Origin of the sequence: Kribbella sp. NBC_01510 (assembly GCF_045040325.1) — a bacterium.
Lineage (GTDB): Bacteria > Actinomycetota > Actinomycetes > Propionibacteriales > Kribbellaceae > Kribbella.
Map to the genome: position 1 here is coordinate 6832893 of NZ_CP109418.1, position 22140 is coordinate 6855032.

Below are 22140 nucleotides of genomic sequence, written 5' to 3' on the forward strand. Positions count from 1 at the left end.
GGAGTTGTGCTGTGCCTTCGTTCCTGGAGGCACCGGTCGCCGGTGCCTATCACGTGCTCACGTCCCTCGTCACCGCCATCGAACCGCTCACCGGCAGCTACGCCGCCGTGATCGCGATCGTCGTCTGTACCCTCGCCGTACGCCTGTGTCTCGTTCCGCTCAGCCTGCGGGCCCATCGCGGGTTGCGCGCCCGCGCGGAGCTGATGCCTGCGTTGAAGAAGCTCAGTGATCGCCACCGTGGCGATCCGGAGCGGCTGCAACGCGAGCTCGCCAAGCTCCAGGCGGAGTCGGGTACGTCGCTGTTCGCCGGGTTCCTGCCCACGCTCGCGCAAATGCCGTTCTTCTGGCTGATGTACACGCTGTTCTCCCGTGCGGTAGTGGCGGGGGAGTTGAACCAGTTGATCAGTGGCAGCCTCCTCGGCGCGCCGCTCGGCCTGCACTGGCCGGTCCTCACCGGGACCCCGGCGTTCCTCGTTCTCGCCGTCCTGCTGGCGGTCGTCGCCTGGTTCTCGGCGCGCCTCGCCCTGCGGCAACTCGACGAGACGGCCACGCCACTGTCCCGGCGGGTGGCCCGCCTGCTGCCCTACGGCACCCTGCTCAGCGCGGCCTTCCTGCCCTTGGCCGCCGGCCTGTACCTGCTCACCACGACCGCCTGGACTGTCGCCGAACGCACCATCCTGCAACGCTGACAGTTGCCTGGAGCAACTATCTGTTGCGGTCCGTCGCATCATTCTGCTACCGTCTTTAATAAAGCCGGTTGCATAAACGCGACGGAGGGCGATGGATCCCGTACGGTCGGCGAACCAAGTCGCCTGTCTGCGCTTCCTGGCCGATTCCGACGAAGCGCAAACGGTCGGAGTCATCAGCGCGGAGACCGGACTGTCGCGACCCACGGTGCACGCCGTCCTCGACGATCTGCTCGAGGCCGGTCTGGTCGTGTCCACGGACCCGGCGACCGTGGGTCCGGGCCGGCCCGCGCGTGCCTTTCAGTTCGCCCGGGAGACAGGGCTGGTGGCCGGCGTCGATCTTGGCCCGCGCGGGGCTCGAGCCGTCATCTGTGACCTGTCCGGCCGCCGGGTCGGCTACACCGAACTGCAGCGGGACCGGCGTGCCGGTGTCTCCCTGATCCAGCGCGCGATCGACGCCGCGGCGGAACAGGGCGCGGTCGACGCCGGACGACTTCGTGCGGTCGGCTTGGCGCTGCCCGGTGTGATCGAGGCGAACGGTCACCTGCGCGCCAGTCTCGCGTTGCCCGAGCTGGTCGGCGTCCCGATCGTAGAGACCGTGTCGCAGGACCTGGGCCTTCCGGTTGCCATCGACAACGACATCAAGCTGGCGGCGCTCGCCGAGCAGCGCGGCGGTGCGGGGCGCGGGTACTCCGACGTGGTCTACCTCCAGATAGGTCATCGGCTGTCCGTGTCGATCGTCCTGAACGGAGTCATCCGGCAAGGACGCCACCGGCTCGCCGGGGAGCTCGGAGCGCAGCGCGGCATGCGCTGGACGCGGAACGCGCAGCGCGGGCAGTTGATCTGGACCTCACACCCGAGCGGCGAAGCGGTGCTGAGCGCGGCTGCCGCCGGCGACGCGGCCGCCCAGGCGGAGATCGCGGACTTCTGCGCGCAGATCGCCGGCCGGATCGCCACCGTGTTGCTGGTCGTCGATCCAGAAGTCGTGGTCGTGCGGGGCTGGCTGGCGCAGGACAGTGACGCGCTGCTTCGTCCGCTCGAGGCCGCGGTCGAGAAGGAGTTGCTCTTCCCCGAGCGCCCACCGTTCGTCGCCTCGGCCCTGGGGCGTGAGGCCGTGGTGCTCGGGGCGGTCGGCACCGCGTTCGACCAGTTCAGTTCAGACATCTATGGGATTCACGGCTACCCGAGTCCGTGGAGCCGGATCACTCACGACGTGGAGAGGACCAGCACGTGAAACTAGGAGTCAGCTCGTACTGCTTCCGAGGGCTCATGAACAGCGGCGAGATGGACCTGATCGGGGTCCTGGATTGGGTCGCGTCATCACCTGCCGGGCATCTGGAGATCGCCGCGATGGACGGCGAGTACTACCTGGAGAACGACGGCGTCGTCCGCGACGCGGCCAAGCACTCCGACGATGTCGGCGTACCGATCGTGAACTACCTCGTCAGCGGCGACCTGCGGACGGCGGAGGACAAGGAGATCGACCGCCTCCGCCGGCAACTGGATGTCGCGCACCGGTTCGGCGCTCGCGTCTTCCGGCACGACGTCGCCCCGTGGGCGTGGCGTGAACAGGACCCGGGGGAGTTCGAGTCGACGTTCGAGCGGGTCGTGGAAGGTTGCCGTGCCGTCGCCGACCATGCCGCGGAACTGGGCATCGTCTCGACGATCGAGAACCACGGCTTCTTCATGAACGGCAGCGACCGGCTGGCCCGGCTCGTGTACGCCGTGGACCGCCCGAACTTCCGGGTCACGCTCGACCTCGGCAACGGCCTGTGCGTCGGCGAGGTGCCCGGCAAGACCGCCGCCGGACTGATCGACCTCGCGGCCTCCGTGGGCGTGAAGGACTTCCACATCCGCCGGTCGGCGGGCGACGGCTGGCTCAGGACGCTGGCCGGGGACTACCTGCTCGGCACGATCTCGGGGCACGGAGATCTCGACCTGGCGGGCCTGCTCGCCCTGGTCGCCACCAAGCCCGACGTACCGGTGAGCCTCGAGTTCGAGGGTCTGGAGTCGACTCCGGACGCCATCGAGCGCTCGCTCAACAACATCCTCCGACTGGCGGGAGCTGCCTGACATGACGACCCGAATTGCTGTCATCGGTGTGGGTGCCATCGCGACCCAGCACCTGATCTCGTACCAGAAGAACCCGCAGGCCGAGCTGGTGGCCGTCTGTGACATCGACCGGACGCGAGCGAAGGCCCGAGCCGACGAGTTCGGCGTACCGCGGGCAACCGATGTCGTCGACGAGGTCCTGGCCGACCCCGGTGTCGACGCCGTCAGCATCTGCGTGCCGAACCTTCTGCACGCCAAGATCGCGGAAGCGGCGCTGCGGGCCGGCAAGGACGTGCTGGTCGAGAAGCCGATGTCCGTGACGGTCGCCGAGGCGGAGTCGCTGGTCCGGGCGACGCAGGAGACCGGTCAGGCCCTGCAGATCGGCTACGTACGGCGCTTCGCCCCGAATGCCCTGGTCACGAAGCGTTTCCTGGACGAGGGCGAGTTCGGCGACATCTACGCCGCGCGGGCCACGATCATCCGGGCCGCCGGCAACCCCGGTGGATGGTTCGGCGACGTCGACATCTCCGGTGGCGGCCCGCTGATCGACCTGGGTGTGCACATCATCGACCTGTGCTGGTACCTGATGGGCATGCCGACCCCGGTCTCGGTGTCGGGGGCGACGTTCTCGCCACTCGGTGCCCGGGACAACATCCAGCACCTGACCCGGTACCGGGCCGCGTCCGAGACGCGGGTCAACAACGTCGAGGACTACGCGACGGCGCAGGTCCGCTTCGAGAACGGGGCGGTTCTCGACGTGGACACGTCGTACTCGCTGCACGCGCGGAACTCGACGAGTGTGAAGATCCACGGCGACAAGGGCGGCGCGGAGATCGAGCCGGAGCTGCTGATGGTCACCGAGCGGCACGACACCCTGTTGCACGTCCAGCCGCAGATCGACTCGCTCGGGTTCGACTTCGCGGTCGGGTTCGCCAACCAGATCGACAACTTCCTGAAGATCTGCCGCCGGGAGATCCCGGCCGACGCGACGGCGGAGCAAGGCCTCGAGATGGCGCGCATCCTGTCGGCGATCTACGAGTCCGCCCGGATCGGATCCGAGGTGAAGATCACTCGGTGACCGGGTCCGGCTTCCGTCGGGTGGTCGTGGCGGCCTCGGTCGAGGCGTTGCCGATCACGTATCCGAGCACTGTCTTGGAGGCGTGGTCGGCTTCGGCCGGTTCGAAGCCGGCGGTCAGGTAGAGGCCGAGCAGCTCGTCCGAAGACGCGCAGCAGGTTCGGGCCGAGGTAGTTCATGCCGGCCCTTGAACGATGTGCAGGACTTGATCACCGTTCAATATCAGCTGATCAGGGCAGTGGTGAGGGAGTCGGCGTTCTTCTCGAGCCAGACCTGGCGATGCTTGATCGTGTCGCCGACTCCCTCACTCCACATCCGCTGCCATCCGCCGCCGAGGGTCTCCGCGCGGTACTTCATCAGGTGCCAGCCCCGCTCACCCAGTCCGATGGCCAAGCCGATCAACCGCTTGCGGTCCGCCAGGGACAGGTCGTAGGCATCAGCGATCAGCCGGCACCGCCGGGCGCGGTCCAGGCCGCGCATCGCCGGGTCGAGATCGGCGTCCGCGCCGAACGGCGCCCACCACAGCATCAGGTTGACGACCTCGCGGGCACGGCTGACCGGCCGCGCGAGGTCGAAGTCGATCAAGGCGTACGCGCGGCCGTCGCGGAAGACGACGTTCTCCGGGGTGATGTCCTGATGCCCCACGAGCTCCGCTGGATCGGCGAGGTCCGGAAGCCCCGGCGGCTCGATCGGCGGCGGGAGATCCGTCGGGATCCCGAACCCTTCGATCGCGTCGTCGTACGCGCGGACCAGCCGGGTGACCGAGAGCATCCGGTCCTCGTCGGCGATCCAGACCGGCCACGGACGGCCGGCCACCTCGCCCTCGATGTAGGACAGCGCGTGACGGCCGGCGGAGTCGACTCCGAGGAATCGCGGTGCACCCTCGAACCCGACCGACTCGAGGTGCAGCAGCACATCCCTGACGAGCTCGCCGCGCTCACCGGGCGGTCGTCGTACCGTGTCGCCGACCCGGACCAGTCCTTCGGTCACGTCGCCGCCGAGCAGGGGAACTTCTTCACCTTCGTCGATCACAGTGGCTCATTCTGCCGGAGGAACGACCTGTTTACCTGGATGACACAGGCGGCGCAGACTCTTGAGACATGAGCACCCCTGATCTGGTCCAAGAGCTCGGCTTCCGTGTCCTCGACGATGAGGACGACGATCCGGTGCTGTTGCGTGCGGACGGTACGCCGGTCGACACCTGGCGCGAGGGCTATCCGTACGGCGAACGGCTGCCGCGCGAGATCTACGACCGGGACAAGCGGCTGCTGCAGATCGAGTTGCTCAAGCTGCAGTACTGGGTGAAGCGGTCGGGGCAGCGGCTGGTGATCGTGTTCGAGGGGCGCGACGCGGCCGGTAAGGGCGGCACGATCAAGCGCTTCATGGAGCACCTGAACCCGCGCGGCGCGAGCATCGTCGCGCTGGAGAAGCCCACCGAGCGCGAGCAGACCCAGTGGTACTTCCAGCGGTACGTCGAGCACCTGCCGGCCGCGAAGGAGATGGTGCTGTTCGACCGGTCCTGGTACAACCGGGCCTGTGTCGAGCGGGTGATGGGGTTCTGCACGAACGACCAGTACGAGGAGTTCCTGCGGCAGGCGCCGGAGTTCGAGCGGATGCTGGTGCGCTCGGGCATCCTGCTGATCAAGCTGTGGTTCTCGGTGTCGCAGGCCGAGCAGCAGACCCGCTTCACGATCCGGCAGATCGACCCGGTGCGGCAGTGGAAGTTGTCGCCGACCGACCTCGCGTCGCTGGACAAGTGGGCCGACTACACCGAGGCCAAGGAGGCGATGTTCCACTACACGGACACGCTGCACGCGCCCTGGACCGTGGTGAAGAGCAACGACAAGAAGCGCGCCCGGCTCGAGGCCATGCGGCACGTGCTCAGCCGCTACGACTACACCGACAAGGACGTCGAACTGGTCGGCAGCCCGGACCCGAAGATCCTCGGCCCGGCCGCCCAGGTCCTCGAGCACGGCGAGTCCGCTACCCGCGCCTTCCCGGCTCTGTGAGCGGCAGGTGGACGGTGAAGGTGGCGCCGGTCGGGGTGGAGTCGGTGACGGTGACGCGGCCGCGGTGGGCGGCGACCAGGGCGGCGACGATGGAGAGGCCTAGGCCGGAGCCGCCGGTGGTGCGGGTGCGGGCCGAGTCTGCGCGGTAGAAGCGCTCGAAGACCTTGGCCTTCTGCTCATCGCTCAGGCCCGGGCCGGTGTCGCTGACCTCGAGGATCGCCTCGTCCCCGCGGGTGCCGACGGAGACAGTGATCGGGGCCTCGAGCGGGGTGTGGTGGAGCGCGTTGCTGACCAGGTTCCCGAGCACCTGACGCAGGCGAGCCTCGTCGCCCTCGACCACCGGCGCTTCGGAGTCCTGCAGGATCTTGAGCGAGATGTTGCGCCCCGGCTGCACGGCCTGGGCGTTGTGCAGCGCGTCGGCGGCGATCGGCAGCAGATCCACCGATTCCATCTTCAGTGGCCGCTGTTGATCGAGCCGCGCGAGCAGTAGCAGGTCGTCGACGAGCAGGCCCATCCGCTTGGCCTCGTCCTCGATCCGCCGCATGGTGTCCGGATCCGTGGTGTCACCGCGCTGCCGGGAAAGCTCCGCGAAGCCACGGATCGAGGTCAACGGCGTCCGCAATTCGTGGGACGCGTCCGCCACGAACCGCCGCATCCGGTCCTCCGACTGGCGGGCCGCCTCCTCCGACTGTCGCGCGGCCTCCTCGGACTCCCGGGCGGTCTCCTCGGAGCGCCGGGCGGCCAGTTCGGACGCGGTCCGCTGCGTGAACGCGGTCTCGATCTGCCCGAGCATCTGGTTGAGCGCGAGCGACAACCGGCCGACCTCGGTCCTGGGATCCCGCTGCGGCACCCGCTGGCTCAGGTCGCCGCCGGCGATCGCGACCGCGGTGTGCTCGACGTCCTCGAGTCCGCGCAGACTTCGCCGTACGACGTAGGTCCCGATGCCGGCCAGCAACACCAGGAGGATGATGCCGGCGGCTGCCTGGATGCCGACCAGGCGCTGGATCGTGTGGTCGATGTCCTTGAGGCTCTGCGCGACCATCACCGAGCCCGAGCCATTGTCCAGCGGGATGGCGACGACTCGCCACGTCGCGCCGCCGGAGACGGCGTCGACGTTGAAGGACTTCCCGTCGAGCGCCCGCACCTGGTTGAGATTCAGCGTCGGCAGCTTCGGCAGCGGCTCGGTCTCGGCCAGCCGGGCACCGATCGGACCGCCGTCGCTGGTGCCTTCGGAGTCGTTGAACTGGACGACGAACTCACTCGGCAGTGGACGACGGCCCAGTTCGCCGGTGCCGGGTGGCTGCGGGCGCCGGTCCGGCGGGATCCGCTGGACCTGCATCACAGTCTGGTGCAACTGCTCGTCGACACGGTCGACGAGGTAGCCGCGCATGATCGTGGTCGCCACCACGCCGGAGGCGGCAAGAGCGAGCGCCACCAACGTCAGCAGGACGACGACGATGGTGACGCGCAGGGGGTACCGGTCCGCGAAGCGCCGGTGGGTCAGTTGCATCAGTTGGGGCCTCGCGGGGTGCGCAGGACATACCCGACCCCGCGGACGGTGTGGAGCAGCTTCTGGTCGCCGGTGTCGACCTTACGGCGCAGGTAGGACATGTACGACTCGACCACGCCGGCGTCGCCGGCGAAGTCGTAGTTCCAGACCGCGGAGAGGATCTGGCCCTTGGACATCACCCGCTCGGCGTTCTCCAGCAGGCAGCGCAGCAGCTTGAACTCGGTCAGCGAGAGCTGGACCGCCTGACCACCTTTGAACACCTCGTAGCTGTCCTCGTTCAGTTCCAGATCGGCATAGCGCAGTACGGCGGCCTCGGAGGTGGTCTGCTCGCGGTGACCGGACCGGCGCAGCAGTGCCCGCACCCGGGCGACCAGCTCGTCCAGACTGAACGGCTTGGTGACATAGTCGTCGCCACCGGTGTGCAGGCCGAGGACCTTGTCCTCGACCGCGTCACGGGCGGTGAGGAACAGCACCGGCACATGCCGGTCCCCACCGCGCAGCCTGCGGACCACTTCGAATCCGTCCAGGCCCGGCATCATCACGTCGAGGACGACCAGGTCGGGCTCCACCTCACGAGCCTTCCGCAGCGCCTCGGCGCCGTGGGTCGCCGTGGTCACGTCGTACCCGGCGAAACGCAGACTCGCGGACAGCAACTCGACGATGTTCGGCTCGTCGTCGACCACCAGCAGATGCGGACTCATGCCCCACAGTCTGCCGCTGGTACCCGTGTGAACCCTGGAGGGTTCCTGGCAATCAGCTGTGAGTTGTCAGCGCGGCCCGTGCTTGAACCCCCATTTCTGACCCGCCGCGTCGCGGGCGGTGCCGTCGTCGATCGTGGTCGCGGTCGCGGTGTTGTTCGCCACCACGGCACTGACCGACACCTTGCTGCCGGTCTTGATCGAGGCGATGCCGTCGCGGGCCGAGTTCACCAGGGTCTCCGCCGCGACGGTGTAGGTGCGGCTGTACCCGTCCGCACTCTTCACGGTGATCGAGTCCGTGCTGACCGCGGTCACGTCACCCTGCTGGGTGGCGATGGTCTGATAGCCGCCGCCGTCCTTCGGGACCACGAACTCGCCGTGCAGCGCCCCACCGACACCGAACTCGCCGCGATGCCCGAACCCGCCCTTGCCCGGTCCACCGGGCTGCTGCTGGTTCGGCGTGGACGGTGTCGACGGCGACGCCGAGGGGGACGGCGTGGGGTCCGCGTTGGTCGCGGCCCAGGCCACCCCGCCTGCGGTGGTGGTCACGGCGACCGCGGCGACCGTGCCGAGGATCCGCCACCGCTTCTCTGAGAGCTTCATCCTGCTCTGCCTTCCGAACTGCGTGCCAGGCTGACCTGCCACTGGTCTTCCCACGCTGCACCGCCGAACTGAGACGGGGCTCCGGTGCGGCTGAGAAAACCCTGGCAATTCAGACGACGAAGAGTACGGCGGCCAGCCAGACCGCCGCAGCCAGCGACGTGCCGATGAGCTCGATCAGGATCGACACCCCGGTCTGCCGCAGCGCATGCTTGGTCGACGTCCACGCGGCGGCGTGCGTGCGCTGTCGCTGGACCTCGGACAGGTAGACACCGATCGGGAAGCCGACGAACATGCCGACCACCGGGATGACGAAGAACCCGACGATCCCGAGCAGGACGCCGACGAGCATGGACCGGCGGGGCACGCCGGCTTCCCGGAGCCGTCGCTCCGGTACGACGTACTTCACCACCTGACTCGCACCGATCAAGGCCCCGGTGATCGCGAACACGATCCAGCCGGTCGCGCTGTGCGTCAGGATCGCCCAGACCAGGATCGCCGCCAGACTCAGGAGGGCCCCGGGCAGGATCGGCACGACGATCCCCACGATCCCGACGAAGATCGCGACGCCGACCAGGAGGGTCACACCAGTTTCCACACCGACACTCTGCCGCAAAAGCAGCCCTTTAGGGTGGAGCCATGTCCCAGCTGCACGAACTGGTCACCGCACTCGCTGCTCCCTGGGTGGTCCTGTCGCCACGATCCGGGCAGCTCACCGGCTCCGGCGCCGAGGGGGTGTACGCCCGCGACCGGCGCATCCTGTCCCGGCTCAGGGTCACGATCGACGGCCGGGAGCCGATCCCGGTGCACGCCGTCGAGCGCTCCGCGGCGGCCCACGAGTACGTCGCGATGGTCGAAGGACTCGGTGACACCCGGCACGATCCGACCGTGATGCTGTACCGCACCCGGGAGGTGGACAGCGAGGGCCTGACCGAGCGGATCACGCTGGTGAATCGTTCCCGCACGCCGATCGCGTGCCGGCTGGATGTTGCCCTGGGCACCGATCTCGCAGGGACGGCCGCGGTCCGGAGCGGAGCGGCCGCCGAGCTGCCCGACCTGACGCCACTGCCGACCAGGGCGGGGGAGTCGGGTTGGCTGCACTGGGAGAAAGCCGGGACCCGGGTGAGCGTGAGTGCCGATCCCGGAGTCGCCACCATGCCCCGGCTCGAGCCGGGGGAGGAGTTCACTATCACCCTGCGCGTCAGGGCTGACGTCCCGACGTCGACCACCGGCTTCTCGATCGAGCCGCCCGCGGACAGAGCGCCGTACGGCGTCCGCCTGAGCTGTGACGACAAGCGGGTCGAGCGTTGGCTGCAGCGCTCACTCGACGACGTGCTCGCGCTGCAGTTGGCCGTCGGCGCCGATCGCTATCTCGGCGCCGGCCCGCCGTGGTATCTCACGCTCTTCGGCCGCGACTCGCTGATCTCGTCCGGCATGCTGATCCCGGTCGACCCCGGACTGGCCGCCGGAACCCTGCGAGCGCTCGCCGCCTGGCAAGGCACCAAGGTCGACCCGGACTCCGCCGAGCAACCCGGCAAGATCCCGCACGAGCTCCGCGCCGAGGTCGCCGACCACGGCGGCGGTCTCGTCCTGCCCGCGGCGTACTACGGAACGCATGACGCGACCCAACTCTGGATCACCACCCTCCACAAGGCTTGGCGCTGGGGCATGCCGGCCAAAGAGGTCAGCGACCTGCTGCCGAACCTGCGCCGCGCACTCGGTTGGATGAAGGACTACGCCGATCCTGACGGCGACGGCTTCCTCGAGTATGTCGATGAGTCCGGCCACGGACTGGCCAACCAGGGTTGGAAGGACTCCGCCGACGCGGTGCAATGGCCGGACGGCACGCTCGCCACCGCACCCATCGCACTGTGCGAGGTGCAGGGCTATGCGTACGCCGCGGCGGTCAGGGGAGCCGAGCTCCTCGAAGCGCACGGTGAGTCCGGCGACGAATGGCGGGAGTGGGCGGCCGCTCTGCAGGAGCGGTTCCGCTCCGCGTTCTGGGTCGACGGTTACCCGGCGATCGCGCTCGACGGCGCCAAGGACCCGGTCGTCGGGCGCGCGTCGAACATGGGTCATCTGCTCGGCACCGGTCTGCTCGATGCGGACGAGGAGCAAGCGGTAGCCGACGTGCTGGCCGGCGCGGAACTGAACAGCGGCTTCGGGTTGAGAACGTTGTCCACGGCAATGACTCGGTTCAACCCGCTCGGCTATCACACCGGCAGCGTCTGGCCGCACGACACCGCGATGACGATCCAGGGCCTGTACGCATCCGGTCACGGGGCGGTGGCTTCGTCGTACGTGGACGGTCTGATTCGTGCCGCGGAAGCGTTCGGCTATCGGTTGCCCGAGTTATACGGCGGTCGCGGTACGGACGAGGAGAACACGCCGACGCCGTACCCGTTGTCCTGTCGGCCGCAGGCGTGGGCCGCCGCATCGGTCGTCGCGGCGGTGGTTGCGGCGCTGGGCATCGAGCCGGATGTTCCCGGGGAGACGCTGATCGTGAACCCAGCCCAGGCACCGTGGAATGCACTCGAGGTCAGAGGGCTTCGGCTCGGTGACGAAGTACTGTCCGTGCGCGTCGAGGACGGCGTCCTGACCGTGCTGGAAGCGCCTCAGAACACGCTGATGAGGGCGAACGCCGACAGCGCGAAGTAGATCGTGGCAACGACCAGATTGCGGCCGCGGTTCGTCGTACGGACCGAGCGGAAGCGCCGGCCGATCGCGTCCGCGCCAACGGCGTAGCAGAGGTCCAGTGCCAGACCGATCAGCATCGCGCCGGCGCCGAGCAGCAACATCTCCCTGCGGAGCTGGTCGGGTCCGGCGTCGCGGGTGGTGAACTGCGGAAGGAACGCCAGGAAGAACAGCGCGGCCTTGGGGTTGAGCAGGTTCACCAGGACGCCGTCGCGGAAGACGCGGCCGAGGGGTGCCGCCGGGACGCCACCGGAGTGCTCGGTCGCGCGGACCTTGACGAGCTTGAGCCCGAGATAGGCGAGGTACAGCGCGCCGGAGACGGTGATCGCGGTGAACAACGCGGGGGAGGCCTGCACGAGCGCCGCGAGGCCGAGCGCGGTGACGACGATGTAGACGAGCGTGCCGGTTTCGATCGCCAGCGCGGAGACGACCCCGGCGCGGCGGCCCTGGGTCAGGCTGCGCAGCGAGATGTAGAGGTTGTTGGGCCCGGGCATGCCGACCAGCACCACCGTCGCACCGGCGAACCCCAACAACTGCCCGATCCCCATGATCCCGCCTTCCACTCGAACTGGACTGGTTGCCGGTACTAGCCTGGCGGCGCGAGAAGCAGTCCACCCGAGCCAATAAGGGGAGAAGTGGACCGTTCCGGAGACCCAGCCGCTTTGGCCGACCTGATCGGTCACCGGCTGACCGGCCGCGCCGGCGGCTTGTACCGGCGATTGGCCGACGCGATCGCGGCCCTGATCGGCTCGGCCGAGCTCCCGGTCGGCGCCCGCCTCCCGGCCGAACGCCGGCTCGCCGAGTCCCTCGCGATCAGTCGCTCCACGGTCGTCGCGGCGTACGACGAACTCCGTGCCCGCGGGCTCGTCGAGAGCCGGCGCGGCAGCGGTACGACCGTCGCACGGGCGGCGGGACGTGGTCGTTCACGGGCGGACAAGCAGATGCCGGCCGGGTACGGCGAGTCGTTGTTCCATCGGATCGCGGTCGGCCCAGGAGAGGTCATCTCGCTCACGTACGCCGTCGACCCGGGATTGCCCGAACTCGCCGAGGAACTGATCGACCTGGCGTCCGGCGACCTCCCCGCGTTGCTCGACGACGTCGGGTACCACCCGCGCGGGCTGTCGGTGCTGCGGGAGCGGATCGCCGAGCACTTCACGTCGTCGGGGTTGCCGACCGAGGCCGACGAGGTGGTGGTCACCACGGGTGCACACCAGGCGATCGCTCTGGTGACGCAGATGTATCTGCGCACCGGGGCCACGGTGGTGATCGAGCAGCCCAGCTGGCCCGGGTGCTTCGACCTGTTCGGCGCGGCCGGCGGGCGGGTGGTCGGCGTACCGCTGGATGACGCCGGCATCCGGCCGGACCTGCTGACGGCAGCGTTCGCCGAGCATCAGCCGGCGATGCTGTTCGTGATGCCGACGTTCCACAATCCGACCGGTCGGCTGATGTCAGCGAACCGGCGACGGCAGGTCGCCGAACTGGCGGCCAAGTACGGCGTTGTGGTGGTGGAGGACAACGCGTATTCGGCGTGGGATCCGGCCGGACCGTCGATCCCGCCACCGTTGGCTGCTTACGCGCCGGACGGGGCCGAGGTGCTGACGATCGGGTCGGTGTCGAAGGCGGTCTGGGGCGGACTGCGGATCGGGTGGATCCGTGCGTCACGACCGCTCGCGGAACGGCTGGCACGACACAAGGCGCTGGCCGACCTCGGGAGTCCGGTGATCGATCAGGCACTCACGGCTCGGCTGCTGCCGCGGCTGACCGAACTGACCGCGCAGCGGGCGCGGGTGTCGACTGCGCGGAAGAAGCTGATGGGGCAGTTGCTGACGGAGCGACTGCCCGACTGGAAATGGTCTCCACCGGTCGGTGGGTCCGCGCTCTGGATCCGGCTGCCGGACACTGACGCCCGGGTGTTCTCCCAGGTCGCGCTGCGGCACGGTGTCGAGGTGGTGGCGGGTCATGCGATGGATCCGACCGGCGAGCACGACGACTATCTCCGGGTGCCGTTCGCCTACTCCGAGCAAGTGCTTGATGATGCGGTCGCGCGGCTGGCCCGGGCCTGGCACGAACTCCGCCGCCACGGCCCGGCTCCCGCCGTACCTGTGGTGTGAACGGAAGGATGGCGGTCACCCTTGCGGGTGACCGCCATCGAAGCCTGTATGACTTTGGCGCCGCCGTTGGCGCGTTTAGGAAGTCAGGTCCTTACCGATCCTCGTCCGTGGCGATGGTCGGGGTCGCTTCGAGCCGTCCCGTCTCGTCGTGGATCGTGATCGCGATATTGCGCAGCTTCTCCGCGTGCTCCCGGCCGTGGTGGGCGCAGAACAGAAGCTCCCCACCGCTGGTCAAGGTGACACGAACGTAGGCCTGCGCGCCGCAGCGATCACAACGGTCCGCAGCCGACAGGGTCGAGCTCGGGGCGAGTGCTGTAGTCATTGAGGCCTCATCTCATCTAGTTCCGTACTCACCAGATACCAACATCCTGACAGACGGATCGCTTCCCGGGTGGGGCAACGTGTCCGTATGTGAGACGAACCACCTGTTCCCGTATGACGCATCTTGACGAGGAATCGTTTCGGGGAGGGTCGAATTGTTGTTTCCGGCGGGTATCGGGCGTGTCTTCTCTCACTGTGCGCCATGGTGCGGTCACAGTGCGCTGAAGATCGGAGTGTCGAACACCACTCCCGGATCGAGTCCAGATCGATACCTGCCGCAGCACGTATCTCCAGTACCCATCACCGTCCACTCACAGCCCTGCCTGCCACGATTTGGGGGTGCGGCCGCATAGGCTGTCAGCATGCGTTCGGAGCCGATCCGGTCCCGGACGTGTGCAGGTGGATTGTGAACCAGTGAAGGAGCCAAGTGGCCGCCCCGACGCCTCGCAGTACCGAGCTCGACCCGACGTACAACGCCCGCAACCTGCTCGTCCTCGAAGGTCTCGAGGCGGTCCGGAAGCGCCCCGGCATGTACATCGGGTCCACCGACAGCCGCGGCCTGATGCACTGCCTGTGGGAGATCATCGACAACGCCGTCGACGAGGCCCTGGCCGGGCACGGCGAGCGGATCGACGTGGTGCTCTACAAGGACGGGTCCGTCGAGGTCCGCGACCGCGCTCGCGGCATCCCGGTCGACATCGAGCCGAAGACCAAGCTCAGCGGTGTCGAGGTCGTGTTCACCAAGCTGCACGCCGGCGGCAAGTTCGGCGGCGGGAGCTACAACGCCTCGGGTGGTCTGCACGGTGTCGGCGCCTCGGTGGTGAACGCGCTGTCCGCGCGGCTGGACGTCGAGGTCGACCGCGGTGGCGTGATCTGGACCACGTCGTTCCGGCGCGGTGCCGCCGGTGAGTTCGACGGCGAGGGCGCGAACGCGCCGTTCACTCCGGCCACGGGCCTGCGCAAGGCCGGCCGGGCGAAGAAGGGCGTCACCGGCACCCGGATCCGGTACTGGGCCGACCGGCAGGTCTTCACCCGCGACGCGACCTTCAACTACGACGAGCTGGTCACCCGGGCGCGGCAGACGTCGTTCCTGGTGCCGGGGCTCGAGCTGGTGATCCGGGACGAGCGCGGCGACGAGATCACCGAGGAGACCTTCAAGCACGACGGCGGGATCAGTGAGTTCTGCGAGTTCCTCGCCACCGACCAGAAGGTGACCGAGGTGGTCCGGCTGACCGGCACCGGTCACTTCACCGAGACCGTGCCGATGCTCGACGACGCCGGGCACATGACGCCGACCGACGTCGAGCGCGATCTGGAGGTCGACATCGCGGTCCGCTGGGGCGACGGGTACGAGACCGAGGTCCGCTCGTTCGTGAACATCGTGGCCACGCCCAAGGGCGGGACCCACGTGGCCGGCTTCGAGCGCGCGCTGTCCAAGAGCTTCACGAACGCACTTGACGGGACCCGCCTGCTGAAGAGCGGCGAGGAGATCATCAAGGACGACGTCCTCGAAGGCCTGACCTCGGTGGTGACGGTCCGGCTGGCCGAGCCGCAGTTCGACGGCCAGACCAAGGAGGTGCTCGGCACGCCGGCCGCGTCGCGGATCGTGGCGAAGGTCGTGCAGAGCGAGCTGGAGGCATTCCTCACCTCGAACAAGGCTGCCCAGAAGGCGCAGGCGCGCGCTGTGCTGGAGAAGGTCGTCGCGGCGTCGCGCACGCGGGTGGCGGCCCGTCAGCACCGGGAGCTGCAGCGGCGGAAGACCGCGCTGGAGTCGTCGGCGCTGCCGGCCAAGCTGGCCGACTGCCGCAGCAACGATGTCGACCGCTCCGAGCTGTTCATCGTCGAGGGTGATTCGGCGCTGGGTACGGCGAAGCTCGCGCGGAGCTCGGAGTTCCAGGCGCTGCTGCCGATCCGGGGGAAGATCCTGAACGTGCAGAAGGCGTCGGTCGGCGACATGCTGAAGAACGCCGAGTGCGCGTCGATCATCCAGGTGGTCGGCGCCGGGTCGGGCCGGACGTTCGACCTCGAGCAGGTCCGCTACGGCAAGATCATCTTCATGGCCGACGCCGACTCCGACGGCGCCCACATCCGCTGCCTGCTGGCGACGCTCTTCTTCCGGTACATGCGGCCGCTGGTCGACGCCGGGCGGGTCTACACCGCGGTACCGCCGCTGCACCGGTTCGAGCTGACGAACCCGAAGAAGGGCCAGGAGAAGTACCTCTACACGTACAGCGACGCGGAGTACCAGCGGAAGACGGCCGAGCTGATGAAGAAGGGCGTCCGCTGGAAGGAGCCACCGCAGCGCTACAAGGGCCTCGGTGAGATGGACGCCGACCAGTTGGCCGAGACCACGATGGACCCGCGGCACCGCACACTACGCCGGATCACCGTCGACGACGGCGAGGCCGCCGCGAACGTCTTCGACCTCCTGATGGGCAACGACGTCGCCCCCCGCAAGGAATTCATCGTCCAAGGCGCCTACGACCTGGACGAGAACCGCATCGACGTGTGATGCCCCGGCTGGCGTGCTTCGATCTCGACAACACGTTGATTGATCGGGACGGGGCGTTTCTGGCGTGGGCTCGGTGGTGGGTCGATCGCGCGGGGCTCGGGCCGGACGCGGTCGACTGGTTGGTTGCCCATGACAACGGTGGGTTCACGCCGCGGCCGCAGTTGTTCGCCGGATTCCGCGAACGCTTTGGGGTTGCTGTCTCCGTCGACGAGTACGACCGGGAGCATCCGTCGTTCACCTGGGTCGACCAGCCGGTGCTCGACGGGCTCGCTTCCTTGCGTACGGCGGGTTGGCGGGTTGCCGTGGTCACGAACGGCGGCGTGGTCCAGCAGAGCCGCAAGCTCGAGCACACCGGGATCGCCGACGCGGTCGACTACTGCTGCATCTCGGAGGCAGTCGGCGTGCGGAAGCCCGACGCGCGGATCTTCGAGATCGCAGCCGAAGGCGCGGGGGCGACCCTGGTCGACGGGTGGATGGTGGGGGACCATCCGTCGTACGACATCGCCGGCGGGATCAACGCCAACCTGAGCACCATCCGGATCGGCCACCGTCACGACGCGCCGACGCCGATCGCGGACCACCACCTGATTTCGGTCCAGGGCGTATTCCCCATCATTCTCGCCAGCTGAATCCAGGGGTTAGCTCAGGGCGTCGACCAGCGCTTCCGGGCCGCCGACCACCGGGATCACCAGTGAGCTGTGGGCAAGGTCGAGGGTCAGCCGCGTGCCGGCGGGAGGCCGGATCGTGAAGTCGCGGTCGCTCGACACGACCATCAGCGCGAGCCTGTTCCCAGCCGGTACGACGGTGTCCTTCGGCTGCAGGTCGACGTTCATCCGGTACAGCTTGCCCGGCTGGACGGGAGCGTCGGCCCAGTCGGAGAGACGGTTGGCCGGGTCCATCCAGCCACGCGTGAGGATCGTGCCGTTGCCGGTCGGTGGGTAGCTGACCAGCGCCACGGTCAGGTTCGCTTTCGACGCGCTGAAGGCGATCTGCAGCGCGGCCGACGGCGTACCACTGATGCGGACGGGCTTGGTGAGCGGCGGCGTCTGGTAGACCAGCCGCACGTCCGAAGCGGCAGCGTTCGCCGACGTGATGGCGGCGATCGACGCGTCATCGGTGAGCGTCTCCGTCGCGGTGCCGGCCGCGGTCGGAGCGAAGGTCAGGCCACCGCGTGCCGGGGCTCCCGGCGTGAGGTGGAGACCGGCCTGACCCGAGGCGGGATCCGGCCACTCGGCGTACGGGGTCGGGTTGGCGTTGCTGCATTGCAGGCTGACGGTCGCGCCGTCGGCTACCTTCTGACCGGTCGCGGTGGCGACCGCCGACGCCAGTACCAGATGGGTCGAGTCGGGGATCCTCGCGATCAGCCGGGTCGTGGTGGTGATCGTGCCGTCGGCGTTGGTCTGGGGCACGGTGAGGGAGAACCCGATCCGGAACGGGGTGGTGTCGGCCACCGCCAGCGTTGCCGTGTTCGACTGGTCTCCGCTGACAGCGGTCTGGCGAGGCGGACAGGAGGCGGCCTCGCGGACGACCCACGACCGTGGCAGCCGCTCGACTCCGTTGGGTACGCCGTACAGGTACCGGGTGAACCAGTAGTTCACCAGCACGTCCGGCGGTGGGCCGCCGTGGCCACCCTGGTGGAAGTAGAACATGTGCGGCACGTGCTGCTTCTTGAGCGCCGCGTAGAACTGCGCCGCGTTCTTCGTCATGACGTTGAAGTCGTTATTGCCATGGGCAAGCAAGGTTGCGGCGTGGACGTTGCGCACGTCCTTCATGTAGTTGCGCTCCTGCCAGAAGCCGCTACGGTTCCCGGTGGCGCGATCGATGTGGTGCTCGAGGTCGTCGATCACCGGCTGGCAGATCTTCCGTTCGCCGGTCTCGTCGAGCCGCGAGTACACGACGTCGGCCAGCACGTCCAGATCCTCGCCCTGGAAGGCATTGTTGTTGCCGGACGGGTTGGATGACGAATGCGGTGCCCGCACCATGCCGTTCGCCCGGTAGTAGTCGTACCAGTCGGAGATCGCCGAGATCGGTACGATCGCCTTCAGGCCATCCACCCCGGTCGTCGCGACAGCCTCCGGCAGGGTGCCGTTGTACGACGTGCCGATCATGCCGACCTTGCCGGTGGTCCAGCCGGCCACGGCCCGGGTCGAGCCGTCCCTGGTCGTGTACGCCCGGGCGCGACCGTTGAGCCAGTCGATCACCGCCTTACCGGCCAGCGTCTCGTTGCTGCCGCCCGACGTCGGGCAACCGTGGGAGTGGCCGGTGCCTGGTGACTCCGCATGGACGACGGCGAATCCGCGCGGCACCCAGGTCGACTCCAGGCTGGTGCTGATCACCGGGCTGGTGTCGAAGGCCGTCCAGAACGGCGCCCGCGGCCGGAGCAGCGGCGGCGAGCCGAGCGGGTGATCGACGGCCCAGTTGCTGTACGCGTCCGCCGTACCCGCGTAGTACGGGCTGTCCTCGAAGACGACCGGTACTTTCAGCCCCTCGGTGAGCACCTCGCGCGGCGCGGAGAAGTCGGTGTGGATCCGGTCGAGCTCGCCGTCGTGGTCGCTGTCGAACGGCGCCTGGACCCAGACCTCACCGCTGTACCAGTCGGTGGGGTTGGTGGAGAAGACCGCCTGGGCAAGACCGTCGACGAAGGTCGGCGCCACCGGCGCTGGAGTGCCGGTCGTCGCGGGTCGTGCCGAGGCAGGACTGGCAACTGCCGCGACCACCAGAACGGTCGTCGCGGCAGCGCTCGCCAGAAGTCGGATTCTCATGTCTGGTCCTCTCCGAGCGTTCGCCTGGCAGATCAAACCTCTGAATCATGCGGCGGGACCTCCCGAATCGCAACAGCTAGGACCGCGGAGGTACGGCGAGGATGGTGCCGTCCGGGCCGGGTGACAGCCGGCGGCCGTCCACGGAGACCTGGCAGTTCTCGGTCGTGATCGTGACGTCGACGGAGTGGCCACGGTAGCTGAGGCCGTGGATGCTGATGTTGCCCGCGGCAACGGGTTGAGGGTGGATGGTGCGGGATCCGTCGGGGTGCGGGCGGATCCCGGCCAGGCCGGTGAGGATGGCCTCGGCGCCGGCCGGCATCGTTCGGCCGGTCCTTCATGAACACAATACTGATCACCTGAGGCGCGGTAGTGAGCACTTTAGTAGTCACGTCCTGCGCCGGATATGCACTTGCCTGCACACGCTTCCCGGGCGGAGGCTTCTGTCTCGGGCTGGTGTCGGCGACGTTGTTCCTGCCGCACGGCTGCACGATCATTCCGGTGGCATCGCGACAAGGCGAACTCGGGCGGCCTGATGGTGCACAAGGCCAGCCACCACTTCGATCTGGTGAACTGGTGGCTCGGCGCCGAACCCCGGATCGTCTATGCACAAGGACAGTTGGCCTTTCTACGGTCCGGGGCGCCGGCACGGGTACGCGCGGGACTACGTCCGTGCCCATGGATCCGCGGCCGCCCTGGACGATCCGTTCGCGCTGCACCTGGCCGACAACCAGACCTTGCGTGAGCTGTACCTGGACGCGGAAGCGGAGGACGGCTACTACCGCGATCGCAACGTGTTCGCGCCAGGGGTGTCGATCGAGGACGACATGGCGGTGCTGGTGGCCTACGACTCCGGGGCGACCATGACGTATCACCTGACCGCGTACTCACCGGCCGAGGGCTACCGCGTGATATTCAACGGATCGCGGGGACGGCTGGAGCTGAATGTAGAAGAGTCGACATTTGTCCTGCCCCACCAGCGGGTCGAGTCGGCCAGGGGAGCGGTCCATGGCGACCTCGCCGCGCCGACGGCCGGACAGACAAGCATCACCCTGCGGCCGCTGTGGTCAGCGGCTGTCGACCACACCGTCGAGCACGATCACGCCGGCCATGGTGGCGCCGACGCCCGGGTACTCGCGGCGCTGCTCGACGACTCGCGGACCGAGGGAGCCGACGTGGCTGATGCCCGGCAGGCCGCGCTGGCGCTGGTGACCGGGCTGGCGGCGAACCGCTCCCTCGAGACCGGACTGCCTGTTCGAACGGCCGACGTACTGGCTCTTTGAGTGTGCGTCGCCACGCCCGGCCTGATCAGAAAACTGTCCATGCCGAGCGTGGCCATGAATAGTTTTCTGGCTGTCCTGTCGTTCCGTGAGTACCCGCGGGGACCAACCCCTTCCCCGCGGACGCCACTTAGTCAGCCTCGTCGCTGGTCGCCGCCCCCGGCCGCCTCGCTACCCCGCCGGGCTGCCTGGGTCGGTCACTTTGTGCACGAGATCCGTACGGCGCCGGACTCCGCGTACGGATCTGGTGCACAAAGTCGAGCTCTGCTGTGGCCGAAACCGGTTTGGCCGGGTGAGTGGCTCAGGTCCGAACCCGCAACGGTCCCGCACGAGCGGCGTCGTTTGGCGGGCGGGGGCGCGGACACCATGTCGGGACCTGAGACACCTGGTGACCTGCCCCCCAGGTCCCGACATCCTGTCCCAGGTCCCTGCTCTTGCCAGCGCCCCCACCCGCCGCCCGGGAGCCAGCTTTCTGTACTAGCTGAGCGCTGCGCGGAGGATCGCGTGGGCGCCGGTGACGATCGCCTCGCGGTTGGCCTCGTACGTCGGGTCGGTGATGTCGGTCTTGTTGGCCGGGCCGAAGGACAGCACGGGGACGTGCAGGTGACCGGCCGGCATCGACGGGTCGAGCAGGTCGCGCTGCAAGGTGTTGCGGTAGGCAACCTCATTGGAGAGGTACCCGCCGCCGGTGCCCTCCGAGGCGATCGAGCCGGGCGTCGGGCCGAGCGGCTGACGGACCGGCTGGGTCTGGCCGGCCGGGATCTCCAGCACCGACGTGTTGACGCGCGTGCGGAACGGCGTCACGTCGGCCTGCGACATCCGCGCCAGCGGCAGACTCGACGTGATCCACTCGGGTCCCGGCGGCATGCTGGGGGAGACGACCGGAGCGGAGATCGTGCCGCCTCCCCAGAGGTTGTTGTTGTCGCCGATCGAGCTGACCGAACGACGCCGGTCGTTGAACACCTCGAGGTCGAAGATTCCGACGCGCCCCTGGCTGGCCGTCATGACCAGGTCCGCGTGCTGTGGGCCGGGGCGGTAGTGCGGTGCGAGTGCGTTCTCGACCATGTTCTCGTCGAAGTCGGTGTAGCGGACCGGGAACACGACGGTCTGGATCTCGTAGGTTCTGCCGTTGATCGTCCAGCGCTGCCCGTCCAGCGTGAGCGCGTTCGCCCCGGACGGGTTGCCGATCCGGATATCCGCATCGAGCGTGAACGGGTCGAAGCCGGTCACCAGGATCTTCCGTACGCCGGGCGCGAACCGGGTGCTGGTGATGCCGCGCGAGGTGTACTCGAGGGATCGGATGAGTCCGGCGCGTTCCGTCGTACCGAGGCCGAACCGGGGGTGCCATTGTCTCAATGCGAGCGCCATCGAGAGGCGGGCCCAGTAGAGGCCGCGGTCGTCGGTGGCGGGTAATGCGTCCGATCCTGTCGGCGCGTGCTGGGCGCGGTGGGTCGCCGTACGCCAGAGGGCTTCGCCTTGCGCGTGCACGAGGGCCGCAGCGGCTTGGCGGTTCGGGATCGAGCAGAGCAGGCGAGTGAACAGGGCGACATGGCGGTCGAAGCCGGATCGGCGGAGGATCTCGGCCGGGACCGATGGACCGCCGGCGACGCCGGTGTCGAGACGTTGCTCCTCGACCGTTCCGGTAGCGGACTGGTCGAGGCATCCGGTGACAGGCGGGATGGCGTGGACCGTCGGAGCGCCGGACAGGACTGTCGTGAGGGCGAGGGCGCCGACGAGCAGGGAACGCGAAAATGAGCTGGGGCGGAGTCTCATACGTGGTGTCTACCAGATCCCGGCCCGAGTTCCGAGAGATTCCGAACAGCCCCGGGTGAT

General features: G+C 68.5%; 20 protein-coding genes. 10 read left to right on the forward strand and 10 right to left on the reverse strand.

Going from position 1 to position 22140, the window contains the following annotated elements:
* The first annotated feature begins 11 nt into the window (after positions 1–11).
* From OG558_RS33795 to OG558_RS33810, 4 genes are all read left to right on the forward strand, one after another.
* A complete protein-coding gene (locus OG558_RS33795) occupies positions 12–689 on the forward strand; it encodes a YidC/Oxa1 family membrane protein insertase (protein WP_405066599.1) in 678 nt (225 codons plus the stop codon).
* A 91-nt stretch (positions 690–780) separates the two neighbouring features.
* Positions 781–1920 (forward strand): ROK family transcriptional regulator, encoded by a 1140-nt coding sequence (locus tag OG558_RS33800; protein WP_405066600.1) that lies wholly within the window; start codon positions 781–783, stop codon positions 1918–1920.
* On the forward strand, positions 1917–2759 hold the full coding sequence (locus OG558_RS33805; protein ID WP_329477350.1) for a TIM barrel protein: 843 nt from the start codon (positions 1917–1919) through the stop codon (positions 2757–2759). The genes OG558_RS33800 and OG558_RS33805 overlap by 4 nt, the downstream gene beginning before the upstream one ends.
* A gap of 1 nt (position 2760) precedes the next feature.
* Positions 2761–3816: a Gfo/Idh/MocA family oxidoreductase gene (locus tag OG558_RS33810; protein WP_329477348.1), complete on the forward strand. Its 1056-nt coding sequence runs from the start codon at positions 2761–2763 to the stop codon at positions 3814–3816.
* 219 nt (positions 3817–4035) lie between these two features.
* Here the strand turns inward: OG558_RS33810 and OG558_RS33815 are convergent, their stop codons facing one another.
* Positions 4036–4845, reverse strand: coding sequence for a phosphotransferase (locus tag OG558_RS33815; protein ID WP_405066601.1), 810 nt, complete (start codon positions 4843–4845; stop codon positions 4036–4038).
* A 68-nt stretch (positions 4846–4913) separates the two neighbouring features.
* Here OG558_RS33815 and ppk2 point away from each other — a divergent pair, with 68 nt between their 5' ends.
* Positions 4914–5822, forward strand: coding sequence for a polyphosphate kinase 2 (gene ppk2 / locus OG558_RS33820; RefSeq protein WP_405066602.1), 909 nt, complete (start codon positions 4914–4916; stop codon positions 5820–5822).
* Here ppk2 and OG558_RS33825 read toward each other — a convergent pair.
* The 4 genes from OG558_RS33825 to OG558_RS33840 form a co-directional block, all read right to left on the reverse strand.
* The gene (locus tag OG558_RS33825; RefSeq protein ID WP_405066603.1) at positions 5797–7332 is read right to left on the reverse strand and encodes a sensor histidine kinase; all 1536 of its coding nucleotides are present in this window, start codon (positions 7330–7332) and stop codon (positions 5797–5799) included. The genes ppk2 and OG558_RS33825 overlap by 26 nt on opposite strands.
* Entirely contained in the window at positions 7332–8033 is a 702-nt protein-coding gene (locus OG558_RS33830) for a response regulator transcription factor (RefSeq protein ID WP_405066604.1), read from the reverse strand. The genes OG558_RS33825 and OG558_RS33830 overlap by 1 nt, the downstream gene beginning before the upstream one ends.
* A 66-nt stretch (positions 8034–8099) precedes the next feature.
* Positions 8100–8633 carry a hypothetical protein gene (locus tag OG558_RS33835; RefSeq protein WP_405066605.1) on the reverse strand — a complete coding sequence of 178 codons (534 nt, stop codon included), beginning with the start codon at positions 8631–8633 and terminating at the stop codon, positions 8100–8102.
* Between the two features lie 109 nt (positions 8634–8742).
* Positions 8743–9228 carry a DUF456 domain-containing protein gene (locus OG558_RS33840; protein ID WP_405066606.1) on the reverse strand — a complete coding sequence of 162 codons (486 nt, stop codon included), beginning with the start codon at positions 9226–9228 and terminating at the stop codon, positions 8743–8745.
* Positions 9229–9269: 41 nt separating this feature from the next.
* Between OG558_RS33840 and OG558_RS33845 the strand changes: the two genes are divergently transcribed.
* A complete protein-coding gene (locus tag OG558_RS33845; protein WP_405066607.1) occupies positions 9270–11288 on the forward strand; it encodes a glycogen debranching N-terminal domain-containing protein in 2019 nt (672 codons plus the stop codon).
* Here the strand turns inward: OG558_RS33845 and OG558_RS33850 are convergent.
* On the reverse strand, positions 11246–11872 hold the full coding sequence (locus tag OG558_RS33850; protein WP_329477334.1) for a LysE family translocator: 627 nt from the start codon (positions 11870–11872) through the stop codon (positions 11246–11248). The genes OG558_RS33845 and OG558_RS33850 overlap by 43 nt on opposite strands.
* An 87-nt stretch (positions 11873–11959) precedes the next feature.
* On the opposite strand from OG558_RS33850, the gene OG558_RS33855 reads away from it, so the two are divergent.
* The gene (locus tag OG558_RS33855) at positions 11960–13435 is read left to right on the forward strand and encodes a PLP-dependent aminotransferase family protein (protein ID WP_405066608.1); all 1476 of its coding nucleotides are present in this window, start codon (positions 11960–11962) and stop codon (positions 13433–13435) included.
* A 91-nt stretch (positions 13436–13526) separates the two neighbouring features.
* Here OG558_RS33855 and OG558_RS33860 read toward each other — a convergent pair whose 3' ends face one another.
* A complete protein-coding gene (locus OG558_RS33860; RefSeq protein ID WP_329477330.1) occupies positions 13527–13757 on the reverse strand; it encodes a hypothetical protein in 231 nt (76 codons plus the stop codon).
* 426 nt (positions 13758–14183) lie between these two features.
* On the opposite strand from OG558_RS33860, the gene OG558_RS33865 reads away from it, so the two are divergent.
* Together OG558_RS33865 and OG558_RS33870 are read left to right on the forward strand one after the other, a co-directional pair.
* A complete protein-coding gene (locus tag OG558_RS33865) occupies positions 14184–16268 on the forward strand; it encodes a type IIA DNA topoisomerase subunit B (RefSeq protein WP_405066609.1) in 2085 nt (694 codons plus the stop codon).
* Positions 16268–16897, forward strand: a complete 630-nt coding sequence (locus tag OG558_RS33870) for an HAD family hydrolase (protein WP_405066610.1) — start codon at positions 16268–16270, stop codon at positions 16895–16897. Before OG558_RS33865 ends, OG558_RS33870 begins: the two co-directional genes overlap by 1 nt.
* 9 nt (positions 16898–16906) lie before the next feature.
* Here OG558_RS33870 and OG558_RS33875 read toward each other — a convergent pair whose 3' ends face one another.
* Together OG558_RS33875 and OG558_RS33880 are read right to left on the reverse strand one after the other, a co-directional pair.
* On the reverse strand, positions 16907–19030 hold the full coding sequence (locus tag OG558_RS33875) for a Xaa-Pro dipeptidyl-peptidase (protein ID WP_405066611.1): 2124 nt from the start codon (positions 19028–19030) through the stop codon (positions 16907–16909).
* Positions 19031–19106: 76 nt separating this feature from the next.
* Complete coding sequence (locus OG558_RS33880; protein WP_405066612.1) at positions 19107–19349, reverse strand: hypothetical protein; 243 nt, start codon at positions 19347–19349, stop codon at positions 19107–19109.
* A gap of 283 nt (positions 19350–19632) precedes the next feature.
* Here OG558_RS33880 and OG558_RS33885 point away from each other — a divergent pair, with 283 nt between their 5' ends.
* A complete protein-coding gene (locus tag OG558_RS33885; RefSeq protein ID WP_405066613.1) occupies positions 19633–20310 on the forward strand; it encodes a Gfo/Idh/MocA family oxidoreductase in 678 nt (225 codons plus the stop codon).
* A 474-nt stretch (positions 20311–20784) separates the two neighbouring features.
* Here OG558_RS33885 and OG558_RS33890 read toward each other — a convergent pair whose 3' ends face one another.
* Positions 20785–22080 (reverse strand): hypothetical protein, encoded by a 1296-nt coding sequence (locus OG558_RS33890; RefSeq protein WP_405066614.1) that lies wholly within the window; start codon positions 22078–22080, stop codon positions 20785–20787.
* Positions 22081–22140 lie beyond the last annotated feature (60 nt).

Excerpts from the sequence above, each read along its gene's own strand:
- OG558_RS33800 (WP_405066600.1), top strand. The coding sequence starts at position 781 with ATGGATCCCGTACGGTCGGCGAACCAAGTCGCCTGTCTGCGCTTCCTG.
- OG558_RS33810 (WP_329477348.1), top strand. The coding sequence starts at position 2,761 with ATGACGACCCGAATTGCTGTCATCGGTGTGGGTGCCATCGCGACCCAG.
- ppk2 (WP_405066602.1), top strand. The coding sequence starts at position 4,914 with ATGAGCACCCCTGATCTGGTCCAAGAGCTCGGCTTCCGTGTCCTCGAC.
- OG558_RS33825 (WP_405066603.1), bottom strand. The coding sequence starts at position 7,332 with ATGCAACTGACCCACCGGCGCTTCGCGGACCGGTACCCCCTGCGCGTC.
- OG558_RS33830 (WP_405066604.1), bottom strand. The coding sequence starts at position 8,033 with ATGAGTCCGCATCTGCTGGTGGTCGACGACGAGCCGAACATCGTCGAG.
- OG558_RS33835 (WP_405066605.1), bottom strand. The coding sequence starts at position 8,633 with ATGAAGCTCTCAGAGAAGCGGTGGCGGATCCTCGGCACGGTCGCCGCG.
- OG558_RS33845 (WP_405066607.1), top strand. The coding sequence starts at position 9,270 with ATGTCCCAGCTGCACGAACTGGTCACCGCACTCGCTGCTCCCTGGGTG.
- OG558_RS33850 (WP_329477334.1), bottom strand. The coding sequence starts at position 11,872 with ATGGGGATCGGGCAGTTGTTGGGGTTCGCCGGTGCGACGGTGGTGCTG.
- OG558_RS33860 (WP_329477330.1), bottom strand. The coding sequence starts at position 13,757 with ATGACTACAGCACTCGCCCCGAGCTCGACCCTGTCGGCTGCGGACCGT.
- OG558_RS33870 (WP_405066610.1), top strand. The coding sequence starts at position 16,268 with ATGCCCCGGCTGGCGTGCTTCGATCTCGACAACACGTTGATTGATCGG.
- OG558_RS33875 (WP_405066611.1), bottom strand. The coding sequence starts at position 19,030 with ATGAGAATCCGACTTCTGGCGAGCGCTGCCGCGACGACCGTTCTGGTG.
- OG558_RS33880 (WP_405066612.1), bottom strand. The coding sequence starts at position 19,349 with ATGCCGGCCGGCGCCGAGGCCATCCTCACCGGCCTGGCCGGGATCCGC.
- OG558_RS33885 (WP_405066613.1), top strand. The coding sequence starts at position 19,633 with ATGCACAAGGACAGTTGGCCTTTCTACGGTCCGGGGCGCCGGCACGGG.
- OG558_RS33890 (WP_405066614.1), bottom strand. The coding sequence starts at position 22,080 with ATGAGACTCCGCCCCAGCTCATTTTCGCGTTCCCTGCTCGTCGGCGCC.